15 protein-coding genes are annotated in these 13,529 nt (G+C 60.6%); 10 read left to right on the plus strand and 5 right to left on the minus strand.

Annotated features, from left to right (window positions below; translation table 11 throughout):
- Positions 1–741: an SDR family NAD(P)-dependent oxidoreductase gene (locus FHT70_RS06315; protein ID WP_097598488.1), complete on the plus strand. Its 741-nt coding sequence runs from the start codon at positions 1–3 to the stop codon at positions 739–741.
- Positions 742–750: 9 nt separating this feature from the next.
- Here FHT70_RS06315 and FHT70_RS06320 read toward each other — a convergent pair whose 3' ends face one another.
- Positions 751–1,500, minus strand: coding sequence for a GH25 family lysozyme (locus FHT70_RS06320; protein WP_097598489.1), 750 nt, complete (start codon positions 1,498–1,500; stop codon positions 751–753).
- A 319-nt stretch (positions 1,501–1,819) separates the two neighbouring features.
- Between FHT70_RS06320 and cysS the strand changes: the two genes are divergently transcribed.
- The 8 genes from cysS (at position 1,820) to rarD (ending at position 8,847) form a co-directional block, all read left to right on the plus strand.
- Positions 1,820–3,196: a cysteine--tRNA ligase gene (cysS, locus tag FHT70_RS06325; protein WP_097598490.1), complete on the plus strand. Its 1,377-nt coding sequence runs from the start codon at positions 1,820–1,822 to the stop codon at positions 3,194–3,196.
- Between the two features lie 49 nt (positions 3,197–3,245).
- Entirely contained in the window at positions 3,246–3,614 is a 369-nt protein-coding gene (locus FHT70_RS06330; protein ID WP_097598491.1) for an endonuclease domain-containing protein, read from the plus strand.
- Positions 3,611–4,087 (plus strand): GFA family protein, encoded by a 477-nt coding sequence (locus tag FHT70_RS06335; protein WP_097598492.1) that lies wholly within the window; start codon positions 3,611–3,613, stop codon positions 4,085–4,087. Before FHT70_RS06330 ends, FHT70_RS06335 begins: the two co-directional genes overlap by 4 nt.
- Entirely contained in the window at positions 4,084–4,569 is a 486-nt protein-coding gene (locus tag FHT70_RS06340; RefSeq protein ID WP_183699611.1) for a GFA family protein, read from the plus strand. The genes FHT70_RS06335 and FHT70_RS06340 overlap by 4 nt, the downstream gene beginning before the upstream one ends.
- Positions 4,566–5,042: a GFA family protein gene (locus FHT70_RS06345; protein ID WP_097598494.1), complete on the plus strand. Its 477-nt coding sequence runs from the start codon at positions 4,566–4,568 to the stop codon at positions 5,040–5,042. Before FHT70_RS06340 ends, FHT70_RS06345 begins: the two co-directional genes overlap by 4 nt.
- Positions 5,039–6,001 carry a prolyl aminopeptidase gene (pip, locus tag FHT70_RS06350; protein ID WP_183699613.1) on the plus strand — a complete coding sequence of 321 codons (963 nt, stop codon included), beginning with the start codon at positions 5,039–5,041 and terminating at the stop codon, positions 5,999–6,001. Before FHT70_RS06345 ends, pip begins: the two co-directional genes overlap by 4 nt.
- A gap of 176 nt (positions 6,002–6,177) precedes the next feature.
- Positions 6,178–7,791 (plus strand): citramalate synthase, encoded by a 1,614-nt coding sequence (gene cimA, locus FHT70_RS06355; RefSeq protein ID WP_183699614.1) that lies wholly within the window; start codon positions 6,178–6,180, stop codon positions 7,789–7,791.
- Between the two features lie 138 nt (positions 7,792–7,929).
- Positions 7,930–8,847, plus strand: coding sequence for an EamA family transporter RarD (gene rarD / locus FHT70_RS06360; RefSeq protein ID WP_183699616.1), 918 nt, complete (start codon positions 7,930–7,932; stop codon positions 8,845–8,847).
- 34 nt (positions 8,848–8,881) lie between these two features.
- Here the strand turns inward: rarD and FHT70_RS06365 are convergent, their stop codons facing one another.
- The 3 genes from FHT70_RS06365 to FHT70_RS06375 all read right to left on the minus strand — a co-directional run bounded on the left by FHT70_RS06365 (position 8,882) and on the right by FHT70_RS06375 (position 11,797).
- Positions 8,882–9,814, minus strand: a complete 933-nt coding sequence (locus FHT70_RS06365) for a hypothetical protein (protein WP_183699618.1) — start codon at positions 9,812–9,814, stop codon at positions 8,882–8,884.
- 89 nt (positions 9,815–9,903) lie between these two features.
- Positions 9,904–10,911, minus strand: coding sequence for an alpha/beta fold hydrolase (locus FHT70_RS06370; protein WP_183699620.1), 1,008 nt, complete (start codon positions 10,909–10,911; stop codon positions 9,904–9,906).
- Positions 10,904–11,797, minus strand: a complete 894-nt coding sequence (locus FHT70_RS06375) for an MBL fold metallo-hydrolase (RefSeq protein ID WP_097598500.1) — start codon at positions 11,795–11,797, stop codon at positions 10,904–10,906. Before FHT70_RS06375 ends, FHT70_RS06370 begins: the two co-directional genes overlap by 8 nt.
- Positions 11,798–11,884: 87 nt before the next feature.
- On the opposite strand from FHT70_RS06375, the gene FHT70_RS06380 reads away from it, so the two are divergent.
- Positions 11,885–12,820 (plus strand): LysR family transcriptional regulator, encoded by a 936-nt coding sequence (locus FHT70_RS06380; RefSeq protein WP_097598501.1) that lies wholly within the window; start codon positions 11,885–11,887, stop codon positions 12,818–12,820.
- Positions 12,821–12,858: 38 nt separating this feature from the next.
- Here the strand turns inward: FHT70_RS06380 and FHT70_RS06385 are convergent, their stop codons facing one another.
- Positions 12,859–13,482 carry a TIGR00730 family Rossman fold protein gene (locus FHT70_RS06385; protein WP_097598502.1) on the minus strand — a complete coding sequence of 208 codons (624 nt, stop codon included), beginning with the start codon at positions 13,480–13,482 and terminating at the stop codon, positions 12,859–12,861.
- Positions 13,483–13,529 lie beyond the last annotated feature (47 nt).

Here is a 13,529-nt window from a genome sequence, read left to right on the forward strand (position 1 = left end):
ATGAACATCAATCTTGAGGGCAGGATCGCACTCGTCACCGGTGCGTCGCGCGGCATCGGCTACTTCACAGCCCTTGAACTTGCCAAGGCCGGCGCCCATGTGATCGCCTGCGCACGCACGGTCGGCGGACTCGAGGATCTCGACGATGCCATCAAAGCCGTCGGCGGCAGTGCGACCCTCGTGCCCTTCGACCTTGCCGATATGAATGCGATCGACGCACTCGGCGGCTCGATCTTCGAGCGCTGGGGCAAGCTCGATATCCTCGTTGCCAATGCCGGCGTGCTCGGCGTCATTTCGCCGATTGGCCATATCGAGGCGAAGGTGTTCGAGAAGGTGATGACGATCAACGTGACGGCGACATGGCGGCTGATCCGGTCGGTCGATCCGCTGCTCGCCCGCTCGGATGCCGGCCGCGCCGTAATTCTGTCTTCAGGCGCCGCCCACAAATGCCGTCCCTTCTGGGGCGCCTATTCCGCATCAAAGGCCGCCGTCGAGGCGCTGGCGCGCACCTGGGCCGGCGAGAGCCAATCGACGCCGCTGCGCATCACCAGCGTCGATCCGGGCGCAACCCGAACGGCGATGAGGGCGCAGGCGGTGCCCGGCGAAGATCCGCAGACGCTCCCGCATCCCACCGAAGTGGCGAAGGCGATCCTGCCGCTGGTCGGTCCCGGTGTGACAGAGACGGGCAAGCTGTTCATCGTGCGCGAGAATAAGCTCGTCGACTACCGCCTGCCGGAATAAACGGACGTTTCAGTTCGCGGCAATGGCCGGGAACAGATGCGCGACACCTGTTTCGGCGGGGCATAGGACATTGAGGTCCACTGGTCCTCGGATGCCGTTCACAGCGCCGTTGTCGGCAAATTGCCAGACCGACCAACGACTGCAGCCTACCTGCGTTGGCTCCTTGAACACGCTTCGAAGCCAAAGGTAATGCTCGGGGAAGCGAGCCTCGTTGCCTTTCAGATACTGATCGAAAAATTCCTGCGTGACGTAGAAGATCGGCTTTTCCGGGAAGATGCCTTTCAGCTCGGTGACGAAGGCATTGACCTCCGTTGCCATTTCTTCGACCGTCGGGACCTTGTTGCAATTACCGACAAATTCCAGATCGATGGCGATCGGCAGGGTTCGCGGCGCCTTCGGCACGGTGGCCAGGACATTCTGCGCCTGATCCTTGCCCGGGCGGCAGAAGGTAAAGAAATGGTAGGCGCCTCTCACCAGCCCTGCATCTCCGGCACGTTGCCAGTTCTCGGCGAACCTGGAATCCTTGTGATCGCCGCCTTCGGTCGCCTTCATGATTGCGAAACGCACGTTCGGCTGGGCGGCCACCGTCTTCCAATCGATGTCGCCCTGGTGATGGCTGACATCGATGCCTTGGATCGGATAACGCGACAAGGTCGGATTGTTGAAGCGAAGCATGCCGAAATCGTATGCGAAATATGCGGCCAATGCGACCACCAGAATTGCAGCCGCACCGATCGTCCATCGAACAACGCTTCCCAATCATTCCTCCCGTATTTTCAGCAGCTTCCGAACCGGCTATACGCGATTTGCGCCACGAAAATGGCAGACGAGCCTCAGGGGATGCAGCGCATCGGATAGGTCGCTCGAGTTGCCACCGATCCTCCCCTCCCCCTCTTGACCAAACGCCATTCCCGCGCCATAAAACGCGGCATGAAAACGGTTATCTGCATTATCTGCGGAAAGATTATTCGCTAGCGCACGCGCTGGCCTGGCCGTTTTCGTCTCCCCAATTGTCAAGATGCGAAACGCCCCGGCCTGCCGGTCGCGATTTTTCTGATCGTGCATTTGGGAGAGTGAAATGGGCGGCACGCCGGAACTGAAGCTGTACAACACGCTGACGCGGGAGAAATCGGTCTTCAAGCCGATCGATGCCGAGAACGTCCGCATGTATGTGTGCGGCCCGACGGTCTATGATTTCGCCCATATCGGCAATGCCCGCCCGGTCATCGTCTTCGACGTGCTGTTCCGGCTGCTGCGCCATCTCTATGGCGAAGATCGAGTCACCTATGCCCGCAACATCACCGACGTCGACGACAAGATCAATGCGCGGGCGCTGAGAGATCATCCCGGCCTGCCGCTCAACGATGCGATCCGCGCGGTCACCGAAAAGACCGAGACGCAGTTTCACGCCGATGTCGCCGAACTCGGCTGCCTGGAGCCGAATGTCGAGCCGCGCGCCACCGATAATATCGCAGAGATGATCCAAATCATCGACAAGCTGATCGGCAACGGGCATGCCTATGTGGCGGCAGGCGAAGTGCTGTTCGACACCAAATCCATGGCCGATTACGGTCAGCTTTCGAAGCGGCCGCTCGACGAGCAGCAGGCCGGCGCCCGCGTCGCCGTCGATGCGCACAAGAAGAATCCGGGCGATTTCGTGCTCTGGAAGCTCTCGAGTCATAACGAGCCCGGCTGGGAGAGCCCCTGGGGCCGCGGCCGGCCGGGCTGGCATATCGAGTGCTCCGCGATGAGCAGGCGTTATCTCGGCGATGTCTTCGACATTCACGGCGGTGGACTGGACCTGATCTTTCCGCATCATGAAAACGAGATCGCCCAATCGCGCTGCGCCCATGGGACCGAGGTGATGGCGAATGTCTGGATGCACAACGGCTTCGTTCAGGTCGAAGGCCGCAAGATGTCGAAGTCGGAGGGCAATTTCGTCACCATCCACGATCTGCTCCACACGGAAACCTTCGGCGGCCGCAGATGGCCGGGCGAGGTGCTGCGCCTTGCCATGCTGATGACGCACTACCGCGAACCGATCGATTTCTCGATCAAGCGGTTGGAAGAGGCCGAACGCCTGCTCGCCAAATGGCCGACCTCGGAGGCCGGCGATGCCGCAGCCGATGACAGCGTGCTGAACGCGCTGGCCGATGACCTCAATACCGTCGCCGCCGTGCAGGCGCTGCATGCGCTGGCGCAATCCGACAACGATACCGTCTTCGCCGCAAGTGCGGCGCTCCTCGGAGTGCTGCCGAAGAAAGTGGAGCTTGACGAAGCCTTCGCAGCGGCAGTCGATGCGCTAGTCGCCATGCGCCTCGAAATGCTGAAAGCGAAGAACTTCGCCGAGGCCGACAAAGTTCGCGACGAATTGACCGCGAAAGGCATCCAGTTGAAGGACGGCAAGGATCCGGCGACCGGCGAGCGGGTGACGACGTGGGAGGTCAAGCGGTAGAATGGATTGGGTGGCAGAGGGGGGTGTAGCCCAGAGCGAGTGGCTAAATATGTCGCATACACCAGTTCCGCCGCAGCGGCGGGCGAATTCCAAGCGTATGCGCAAGGCTATGACTGATGCCGAATTAAAGCTCTGGAACGAACTTCGCGCCCATCGCCTAATGGGTCTTGGCTTTCGCAGGCAGTTGCCGATTGCGGGCTATATCGTCGATTTCGCATGCCCCAGCCATCGGCTTATCGTGGAGGTAGACGGCTCGCAGCATGCCATTGCCGAAAATGCCTTCTACGACGACATCAGGACTGAGCGCCTAAAGGCAGATGGCTGGACCGTCCTGCGCTTCTGGAATGACGATATTCTCCGGGATCTGGACAATGTATGCAGCCATATCATCCGCACCATCGGAAAGGACCTGCCATGACCACCTATACGGGCGGATGCCAGTGCGGCGCCATCCGCTTTCGCGTCAGCGGCGACCTCAAGGATTCGTCGATCTGTCATTGCCGCATGTGCCAGAAGGCGTTCGGAGCCTATTATGCACCGCTGGTCTCGGTGCGCGGCGCCGATTTCGAATGGACGCGGGGGGAGCGCAAAAGGTTTCGCTCGTCGAATTTCGTCGAGCGTGGTTTCTGCGGCGATTGCGGCACGCCACTGACCTATGAAGCCCCGGATGGGATGGCGATTGCGGCGGGCGCGTTCGACGATCCGTCGCAGCTGCCGCCGACCGTTCAATGGGGTTTGGAAGGCAAGATCGACTTCGTCGATCATCTGCACGAACTGCCGGGAGAACGGACCGAGGCGGATCTGACGGCGGGCTCCTTCCTGCACGAACTGATTTCCTATCAGCACCCCGACCACGACACGCCGGTCTGGCCGCCGGAGGAGCGCACTTGACGCACGAGACGAGACAGACCGGCGGATGCCAGTGCGGCGCGGTTCGTTATCGCGCGCTGGGCGAACTCGGTTATCCCCATATCTGCCACTGCCGCATGTGCCAGAAGGCGGCCGGCAATTATTTCCTGCCGCTTGCGGCGGCCAAGCGCCAGCATTTCGAACTGACGCGCGGCGATCCCAAGTGGTTCCGCTCCTCCGATCTCGTCCGGCGCGGCTTCTGCGGCGATTGCGGCACACCGCTGTTCTACGATATTCCCGAAGAGGATTTCATCAACATCGCACTCGGCTCGCTTGATGATCCCGATGCGGTCAGGCCCGTAATGCAATCCAACACTGGCCGCAAGATGTCCTGGTTCCACGCCATCGACGGGCTGCCGGTGGAGGCCGAGCCAGATACGCACGACCGCGAGAACGCGATCGCCGCAAGCAATCATCAGCACCCGGATCACGACACTTCCCATTGGCCACGGAGAATTCCATGACGGATAAGATCAAAACAGGCGGATGCCAGTGCGGCGCCGTGCGCTTCCGCATATCAGGCCAGTTGGGACGGCCCTCGATCTGCCATTGCCGCATGTGCCAAAAGCAGTTCGGCGGCTTCTTCTCTGCACTCGTCACCGCACCCGAAGAAGGCATGGAATGGACGCGCGGCGAGCCGAGCTATTTTCAATCCTCGGTCAATATCGACCGCGGCTTCTGCAGCAATTGCGGCACGCCGATGACCTATCGCCATCCAGGCGGGCTGGAGCTTGCGATTGGCACCTTCGACGACCGCAGCGATCTCGCGCCGCAGATCCAGGTGAATTATGACGCCCGGCTGCCATGGGTGGAGACGATCTTCGATGCGCCCGCGCACAAGGACCCGGATTTCTATGCCCGACAGGAGGCGATCATCTCCTTTCAGCATCCCGACCACGACACCCAGGCCTGGCCCGCAAAAGGCGTGAAAATATGACCGAGATCCTGCGCACGCTCTATCCCGAAATCGAAGCCTATGCCTCCGGCCATCTCGATGTCGGCGACGGCCATGTGATCTACTGGGAAAGGTCGGGAACGCCCGGCGCCAAGCCCGCCGTCTTCCTGCATGGCGGCCCGGGCGGCGGCTTCTCGCCCGCCCACCGCCGGCTTTTCGATCCCGCTCTCTACGATGTCATACTGTTCGACCAACGCGGCTGCGGCAAGTCGACACCGCATGCCGAACTGAATGCTAACACCACCTGGCATCTCGTCGCCGATATCGAGCGCCTGCGCGAAATGGCCGGCGTCGAGAAATGGCAGGTGTTCGGCGGCTCCTGGGGCTCGACGCTGGCGCTCGCCTATGCCGAGACCCATCCCGAGCGCGTGTCCGAACTCATCCTGCGCGGCATCTACACGCTGACCAAAGCGGAGCTCGACTGGTACTACCAGTTCGGCGTGTCGGAAATGTTCCCCGACAAGTGGGAGCGTTTCGTCGCTCCCATTCCCCCGGAAGAGCGGCATGAGATGATGCATGCCTATCATCGCCGTCTGACTCACGAGGACAGGAACGTGCGCCTTCAGGCCGCGCAGGCCTGGAGCATCTGGGAAGGCGAAACGATCACGCTGCTGCCGGAGCCTTCCACCAGCGGCAAATTCGAAGAGCCGGAATTCGCTTATGCATTCGCCCGCATCGAGAACCATTTCTTCGTCAATGCCGGCTGGATGGACGAGGGACAACTGATCCGCGATGCCGGCAGGCTCAGGGATATCCCGGGCGTGATCGTGCATGGGCGCTACGACATGCCCTGCCCTGCCAAATATGCCTGGCTGCTGCACAAGGCCTGGCCGAAGGCGGAGTTCCATCTGATCGAAGGTGCGGGCCATGCCTATTCGGAGCCGGGAATTCTCGATCGGCTGATTCGGGCGACGGATAAGTTCGCCGGGAAGCCGGACTGATCATTTGGGGCAGCCCCTCACCCTAGCCCTTTCCCCGCTCGCGGGGAGAGGGGACGTGCCCCGCGATACGGTGCGGCATTCCCCTTCTCCCCGTCAGAACGGGGAGAAGGTGGCGGCAGCCGGATGAGGGGCAGCATCCGCAGTACAACAACACCCGCCCGTCGGGAGGAAACGACATGAAAGAACGCATCTACCTCTTCGACACGACCCTCAGGGACGGGCAGCAGACGCCCGGGATCGACTTTTCCGTCGAGGACAAGATTGCGATCGCCGCCATGCTCGACGAGTTCGGCCTCGATTACGTCGAAGGCGGATATCCCGGCGCCAACCCGACGGACACCGCCTTCTTCAGCGAGAAGCGCACCCGTCAGGCAACCTTCGTCGCCTTCGGCATGACGAAGCGGGCAGGCGTTTCGGTCTCGAACGATCCCGGCATCGCCGGGCTGCTGCAGGCCAAAAGCGACGCCATCTGTTTCGTCGCCAAGAGCTGGGACTATCATGTCGCCGTGGCGCTCGGCTGCACCAACGAGGAAAATCTCGAATCCATCGCCGAAAGCGTCAAGGCGGCGGTCGGCGCAGGCAAGGAGGCGATCGTCGACTGCGAACATTTCTTCGACGGCTTCAAGGCCAATCCGGCCTATGCGATCGCCTGCGCGAAGACGGCCTATGAAAGCGGCGCCCGCTGGGTCGTGCTCTGCGACACCAATGGTGGGACGCAGCCGCCGGAGGTGCGTGCCATTGTCGAGGCGGTGATCGCGGCCGGCGTGCCCGGCCGCTGTCTCGGCATTCACGCTCACAACGATACCGGCCAGGCCGTTGCTAATTCGCTTGCTGCCGTTGAAGCCGGCGTCCGGCAGATCCAGGGCACCTTGAATGGCATCGGCGAGCGCTGCGGCAACGCGAATCTGGTGACGCTGATCCCGACCCTGGCGCTGAAAAGCGCCTACAACACCCGCTTCGAAACGGCGATCGACGAGGAGAGGCTGCTCAACCTCACCCGGCTCTCGCACGCCTTCGATGAGCTCCTCAACCGCTCGCCGGATCACCAGATGCCTTATGTCGGCGCCTCTGCCTTCGCCACCAAGGCCGGCATTCATGCTTCCGCTCTGCTGAAAGATCCTCGCACCTACGAACACGTGCCGCCGGAAAGCGTGGGCAATTTCCGCAAGGTCATGGTCTCGGACCAGGGTGGCAAGGCGAACTTCATCAATGCGCTGAAGCGGCGCGGCATTATCGTCGCCAAGGACGATCCGAAGCTCGATCTCCTGATCTCGATCGTCAAGGATCGTGAATCGATCGGCTATGCCTATGAGGGCGCGGATGCGAGCTTCGAACTTTTGGCGCACCGCACGCTCGGCACGATCCCGGAATTTTTCACCATCGAAGGCTTCCGCGTGATGATCGAGCGCCGCTTCGACAGTCTTGGCCGTGTGAAGATCGTCTCGGAGGCGGTGGTCAAGATCACCATCGATGGCCAGACGCTGATGTCGGTCGCCGACGCCGAGGGTCCGGTCAACGCGCTCGACCTGGCGCTACGCAAGGATTTCGGAAAGTACCAGCACGAGATCGACGATCTGGTGCTCGCGGATTTCAAGGTGCGCATCCTCAATGGCGGCACGGCGGCAATCACCCGGGTTCTGATCGAATCCACCGACAGCGACGGTGTGCGCTGGTGGACGGTCGGCGTCTCCGAGAACATCATCGACGCTTCGTTCCAGGCGCTGATGGATTCCGTCATCTACAAGCTGATGAAGAACCGGCAGCTGGCGGGGAAGATCGCGGCGGAATAAGTCTCTGCCGCCGGGATTCGTCCACCGCTCGGGTTTTCGCTTCAAATCCTCTCAGCCTTCGTTCAACGAAATGAATTGGCCTATTCACGGCGCTTAAGCTAGGCCGGATCAGAAGAAGAACAAAGATGGAAACACCCGATGTCGACCGATGCAACCGTTCCACTGGCCAAGAACGAAGATAGTCCGCGCGGTTTCGCTTTCGCACTGACCGCATATCTGCTCTGGGGCTTCCTGCCCTTCTACATGAAGGCGGTGGCACATATTCCGCCGGCCGAAGTCATTGCCCACCGCATCGTCTGGTCGCTGCCGCTGGCCGGCATCGTGTTGGTCGTGCTCGGACGCACGGCGGACATCCGCGCAGCATTGCGCTCGCCGCGCATGCTGGCGATGGGCGCCTTGACCGCATCGCTGATCACCGTCAACTGGGGCACTTATGTCTGGGCGATCGGCGCCGGCCATTCGCTTGATGCAGCACTAGGCTATTTCATCAATCCGCTGTTCAGCATTTTCCTCGGTGCGGTGCTGCTCAAGGAAAAGCTGCAGCCGCCGCAGATGGCAGCGATCGCGCTTGCGGCACTTGCCGTCGCCATTCTGGCCCTGGACAGTGGTGGCATCCCCTGGGTGGCGCTGACGCTTGCGGTCAGCTGGGGTTTTTATGCCTTGCTGCGCAAGACGCTGCCGCTCGGACCCAATCAGGGCTTCTTCCTCGAGGTTCTGATCCTCAGCGGCCCCGCCCTCGTCTACATCCTCTATCTCGAATACGGCAACGGACTCGGCCATTTCTACCGTACCGGCCTTGCCGATACGACCCTACTTCTCGGCTGCGGTGTCATCACCGCCGTGCCGCTGATGATCTATGCCAACGGCGCCAAGCTCCTGAAGCTCTCGACGATCGGCATCATGCAGTATATCGCGCCGACGATGATCTTCCTGATCGCCGTCTTCGTCTTTCGCGAGCCGCTCGGCACGGCGCGGATGATCGCCTTCCCGCTGATCTGGGCGGGGCTGTTCCTCTATAGTTGGTCGATGCTGAAGGGAAGCCGCGGAAGGATGTAGCCGTTACGCTCATCGCACGCCCGAGCGCCTTGACTCAAAGCCAGGATAGCAGCGCAGTGCGGGCGAGGATTCCGGCCAATGCGCTGAAGACGGCGACGCCTGCGACCGAGCGGAGCGCCGGCACCGAAGCGACAAGGATGGAGAGGCCGGGAAGGTCGAGAGGGTTTAGCAGAAATGCGGATCCGCGAATGATTTTCTCAGGCGGAAGGCTCAGTTGCTTGTCGGCGTCGATTAACAGCGTGACCGCTGCGCTCGATCCTGCCAGACACTTTGTGAGGATGAACAGGACATCCTGCTGCGAGGCGCCGAGCAGCTGAAGCAATGGCTGCGCAGCCGACGTGACGGCCGAAAGTGCGCCTGTGCTCTGGGTAAGCCTTACCAGAGCAAGTGAGATCACGAGCATCGGCAGGATCGCAGAAATGACGCCAATGGCATCCGCGCCGCCGCGATTGATCGCAGCCAGCAGATCGCGCCTTGCGACGTCGTGGTCATCCGCCCTGTCGCAGGAACAGATCTTTCCGGGCAAGGAACGGCGTCCAACGATCCAACAGGCGAGAGTGGACGCAACGAGCGCTCCGCAAATGCCGTTTACGATGATCCAACCCGGATCGACCCCGAGGCTTGCGAGCGGAAAACTGGCATTCGCCGGCGCGGCCGCAAGCACCGCGGCAAAGGCTGCGGCAATAAATTTCTCCGATCTTCTTTTGTGCGCCATCAGCGACAGGGCGGCGATCGGGGCAGCCGAACTGACGAGGCTGAGCTGGATGATTGCTAGGGCCCCGAAACCGTCCAGACCGAAAAGTCTGAAGAGCGGGTTGGCCTTGTCGGCGATCGATCGCAGTGCACTTACGCCCTCGAGGTAGCGCATCAGCGAAAACGTCACGATCATGAGCGGCAAAAAGGTGAAAATCGCGATGTCGACGGCACTTCGTCCGGCATCCAAAATGGCGGTGATCAGAATTGTCATGGGAACGACTGGTTGATGGCCGTGAACGCGGCCGGCTTGAGGGAGGAAGTGGGCTCCGGATGCACTCCCGGAGCCCTGTCGTTCAGACTCTATTCCGGTTTGAATGCTTCATCGAAGAAGTGGGCGATCTCGGAATAGGCCTGCATGCGGTGGCTCTCCATGAGGGCGAGATGCGTTGCCTCCCCGATTTCTACCCATCGCCTGTAGGAGGCGCCGGTCAGTTGCTCGAAATAGGCCCGTGCCAGGTCAAGCGGAACATCGATGTCCCATTCGCCGTGCAACAGCAGCACCGGCGCGCGAATCTCGCTCGGCCGATAATAGGGGTTTCCAGCTCTCCAATAGGTTCGGATGTCCTGGATCGGCCCGTTGGTGGCTCGCAGTCTGCCTAGCTCCCTGTCGGCCTGCGACGTCTCCTCCGAGAGGGTCAATTCGGCCCAGAGGTCGAACCAGCCCTCGGGCACAAGACGTTCACGCGCGTATTCGGGTGCGGTGCCCAGCCAGCGCGCCAGCGCCGCATGGACCGGAACAAGCCTGTAGGAGCCGAGGGCGCCACCCTGATCGATGGGGATGGGAACGTCACTCAGCCATTGCGGCGCGAGCAGTGCCAGCTTGACGACCTTGTCTGGGTTGCGCGCAGCATATGCGCCGGCAACGGTACCGCCCCACGACATTGCGAAGACGTTGACTGCCCTCAGGCCGCGAAGCCGGAGAACGAAATCGACAGCCGTTGCGAAATCGGCGACGCCGGTGTCGGTGGCGACAAGCGGCAGGTTGAGATCGGGGTTCGCCTGCATTTCCGGCGGGCGGGTTGATTTTCCATAGCCCCGGACATCGACCGCAAAGACATCGAAGCCCCGATGAGCGAGGAAGTCGATGAAGGACATCCCGTTGAAGGGTACGTCGTAGAGACTTCCGGACGAGAAGGTCGCCCCATGCACCATCACGATTGTTTTCTCCGCGAGAAAGTCTTCGTGCCCCTTCTTTCGCTTATTGCGGAGATAGAGCTTGATGCCTTCGGTTCCGCTGTCGATGTAATGCTCCTCGAATACGATCTCGCCGCGGTCAAAAGCTGAAGATGCAAGATTGTTCTTAGACATAGGACCACCTGAATTTTTCGCCGTCGCGGGTGACATATCCGGCAGACGAACCGGGGAAATGGGTGGAGAAGTACAGGGCGCGATTATCGGCTGCCAGTTCGAGGACGCGGCGTCTCGACTGGGCAGCCTGATCCAGGAATTCGCAGAAGACCGTGTTGAGGTCGGGCCGCTCCACCTGGATCGGATGGTGCGTGACATCTCCCGCGAAGATTGCCGCTTGATTGTCCGCTTCGAGCAGAACGGACATATGGCCGATGCTGTGGCCAGGCGTCGGCAGGAAGGTAAATCGATCCAGGAAAGGACCACCTGCGCCGTCGATGACATCGGCAAGCCCCGCCTCGATCACAGGCCGCACGCTGTCTTCATAGACGCCGGCACTCGGAATGTTGACGTCGTTGTGGCTAGCCGTCGACGCGTAATATTCCTGCTCGGCGCGCGGGAAGACGTAACGCGCATTTTTGAAAGTGGGGATCCATCGTCCGTCCTCGAGCACGGTATTCCAGCCGGAATGATCAACGTGAAGATGGGTATTTATGACGAAGTCGACATCTTCTGGCTCTACACCCGCCTGACGCAGCCTGTCGAGAAACGGAATGGTCTGATGATGGAAGCCGGGATTGCGCGGTCTTTCCTTGTCGTTACCCGAACCCGTGTCGATGAGGATGACGTGGTCGGGCGTCATGACAAGCCAGCTGTGAATGCTCACCACAAGGGCATCGCGGCCCTCTTCCATATCGACGGCGGAAAGCCGCGGCTCGACAGCCTTGATCTCTTCAGATCCGGCAGTCGGGTAGAGAAACGAGGGCGAGACGTTGTGCAGATACTGCTCCTGCACTTTTCTCACTGTCGCGCCGGCAATACGATATTCCTTTCCAAGATCGCTCATGGAACTTCCTTTCGAGTTAAGTTTGGAACGGGGACAGCGCTGTGATGCCTATGGACAGTAGGGAAGATTCATGCATCGATCAAATCGATGAACGAAATTGTCTCCATCGATCATTTCAATTTATGGTCTTTCGACCTCAACCTGCTCGTGGCCTTCGACGCGCTCATGAAGGAGCGGAGCGTTACGAAAGCTGCTGTTCGCCTGAAAATCCAGCAGCCTGCCATGAGCCACAATCTCGGCACTCTCCGTACATTGCTTCAGGACGAGCTGTTCGTGCGTGTCGGCCAGGTCATGCAGCCGACCCACCGGGCGCTGCGTTTCGCCGAAGCGGTGGAGCAGATACTCAGCCGCACCCAGCAGGCAATCGTAACGCCTGCGTCCTTCGAGCCAGGACAAGCCGAGCAGATATTTCGCATCGGCTTTTCCAGTGAGCTTGAGGTGCTGCTTGTGCCGCGTCTCGCCGCTGTGTTGAACGAGATAGCCCCCGGTATCAAAGTGCTTGCGCGAGCGGTCGGCCCCGAGCTTGTCCACAAGCTTCTGGACGACAACATCATCGACCTCGGCGTCGGCTGCTATGATGACGGCAACAACAGACATCGGCGGAGCCTGCTGTTCGAACAATCGCTGATGTGTTGCTACAATCCGAAGCTTCTCGATCTTCCCGAAACTTTGGACCGCGACAGCTATGTCGGGCTCAAGCATGCCCTGGTTTCACAGAAGGACGCCATCGAAGGATGCATCGATGAAGCCTTGAAGCGGATCAGCGTGCGACTCGACGTGTCGGTGGCTGCGCCGGAATTCCTGACTGTGCTTACCGCTGTCCTCGAAGCGCCTCTGATCGCGACCCTGCCGACCAGAATCGTGAAGCGGTATGCGGGCCTGTTCGGCTTGGCGATCACCGAGGTTCCCCTCGATCTAACGGTAAGCCCGATATCGATGGTCTGGTCGGCGGCAAGCGACAATGATCCCGCCAACCGATGGATGCGATCTCAGGTGACGGAGCTTGTTTCCGCCTATAGCTGAATAGAGAGAGGCTGGTCGGTGCCAGGCTCCTGCCCTGCCTACATTTTGGAGATCACCTCGTCCTCGCCGTCGCGATCGGCGGCAAGCTGGGCTGCCTGAGCCATGATCGCCGGAATGATGCCGGCGACATCGTCGACAACGAGCGGCTGCACCCGGTGGGCGGTGTGCAGGAAGCCTTCGTCGGTCATATGACGCATCAGCTCCATCATCGGATCCCAAAAGCCGTTGATATTGGCAAAGACCATCGGCTTTTCATGACGGCCGAGCTGCGCCCAGGTCATGATCTCGACGATCTCCTCCAGCGTGCCGATGCCGCCGGGCAGCGCGACGAAGGCATCGGAACGCTCGAACATCGTATGTTTGCGCGCGTGCATGTCAGGGGTTACAATAAGTTCGTTGAGCTGACCGAGCGAATGGCGAGTCGCTTCCATATCGATCAGGAATTCCGGGATGATGCCCGTGACCTGACCGCCGCCTGAAAGCACTCCGCTCGCAACCGCGCCCATGATGCCTTTGGTACCTCCGCCATAGACGAGGCGCAGGCCGTATTCGGCGATCTCTCTTCCGAGAGCCCGCCCGGCCGCCATGTGGGAAGGATCGCGTCCCGGCCTTGAGCCGCAGTAAACGCAGATGGATCGAATCGATACAGATTGTTCGGTCATAGGGCAAAACAACTATTCCATTTCAATGCAGTCAAGAAAATTGACTG

This window comes from Rhizobium sp. BK049, from assembly GCF_014193135.1.
GTDB lineage: Bacteria > Pseudomonadota > Alphaproteobacteria > Rhizobiales > Rhizobiaceae > Rhizobium.

What these genes read in the sequence shown, in the direction of transcription:
- cysS (WP_097598490.1), top strand. Translation starts at nt 1,820, where the DNA reads ATGGGCGGCACGCCGGAACTGAAGCTGTACAACACGCTGACGCGGGAG.
- FHT70_RS06315 (WP_097598488.1), top strand. Translation starts at nt 1, where the DNA reads ATGAACATCAATCTTGAGGGCAGGATCGCACTCGTCACCGGTGCGTCG.
- FHT70_RS06370 (WP_183699620.1), bottom strand. Translation starts at nt 10,911, where the DNA reads ATGTCTAAGAACAATCTTGCATCTTCAGCTTTTGACCGCGGCGAGATC.
- cimA (WP_183699614.1), top strand. Translation starts at nt 6,178, where the DNA reads ATGAAAGAACGCATCTACCTCTTCGACACGACCCTCAGGGACGGGCAG.
- FHT70_RS06380 (WP_097598501.1), top strand. Translation starts at nt 11,885, where the DNA reads ATGAACGAAATTGTCTCCATCGATCATTTCAATTTATGGTCTTTCGAC.
- FHT70_RS06375 (WP_097598500.1), bottom strand. Translation starts at nt 11,797, where the DNA reads ATGAGCGATCTTGGAAAGGAATATCGTATTGCCGGCGCGACAGTGAGA.
- pip (WP_183699613.1), top strand. Translation starts at nt 5,039, where the DNA reads ATGACCGAGATCCTGCGCACGCTCTATCCCGAAATCGAAGCCTATGCC.
- FHT70_RS06345 (WP_097598494.1), top strand. Translation starts at nt 4,566, where the DNA reads ATGACGGATAAGATCAAAACAGGCGGATGCCAGTGCGGCGCCGTGCGC.
- FHT70_RS06365 (WP_183699618.1), bottom strand. Translation starts at nt 9,814, where the DNA reads ATGACAATTCTGATCACCGCCATTTTGGATGCCGGACGAAGTGCCGTC.
- FHT70_RS06330 (WP_097598491.1), top strand. Translation starts at nt 3,246, where the DNA reads ATGTCGCATACACCAGTTCCGCCGCAGCGGCGGGCGAATTCCAAGCGT.
- FHT70_RS06385 (WP_097598502.1), bottom strand. Translation starts at nt 13,482, where the DNA reads ATGACCGAACAATCTGTATCGATTCGATCCATCTGCGTTTACTGCGGC.
- rarD (WP_183699616.1), top strand. Translation starts at nt 7,930, where the DNA reads ATGTCGACCGATGCAACCGTTCCACTGGCCAAGAACGAAGATAGTCCG.
- FHT70_RS06335 (WP_097598492.1), top strand. Translation starts at nt 3,611, where the DNA reads ATGACCACCTATACGGGCGGATGCCAGTGCGGCGCCATCCGCTTTCGC.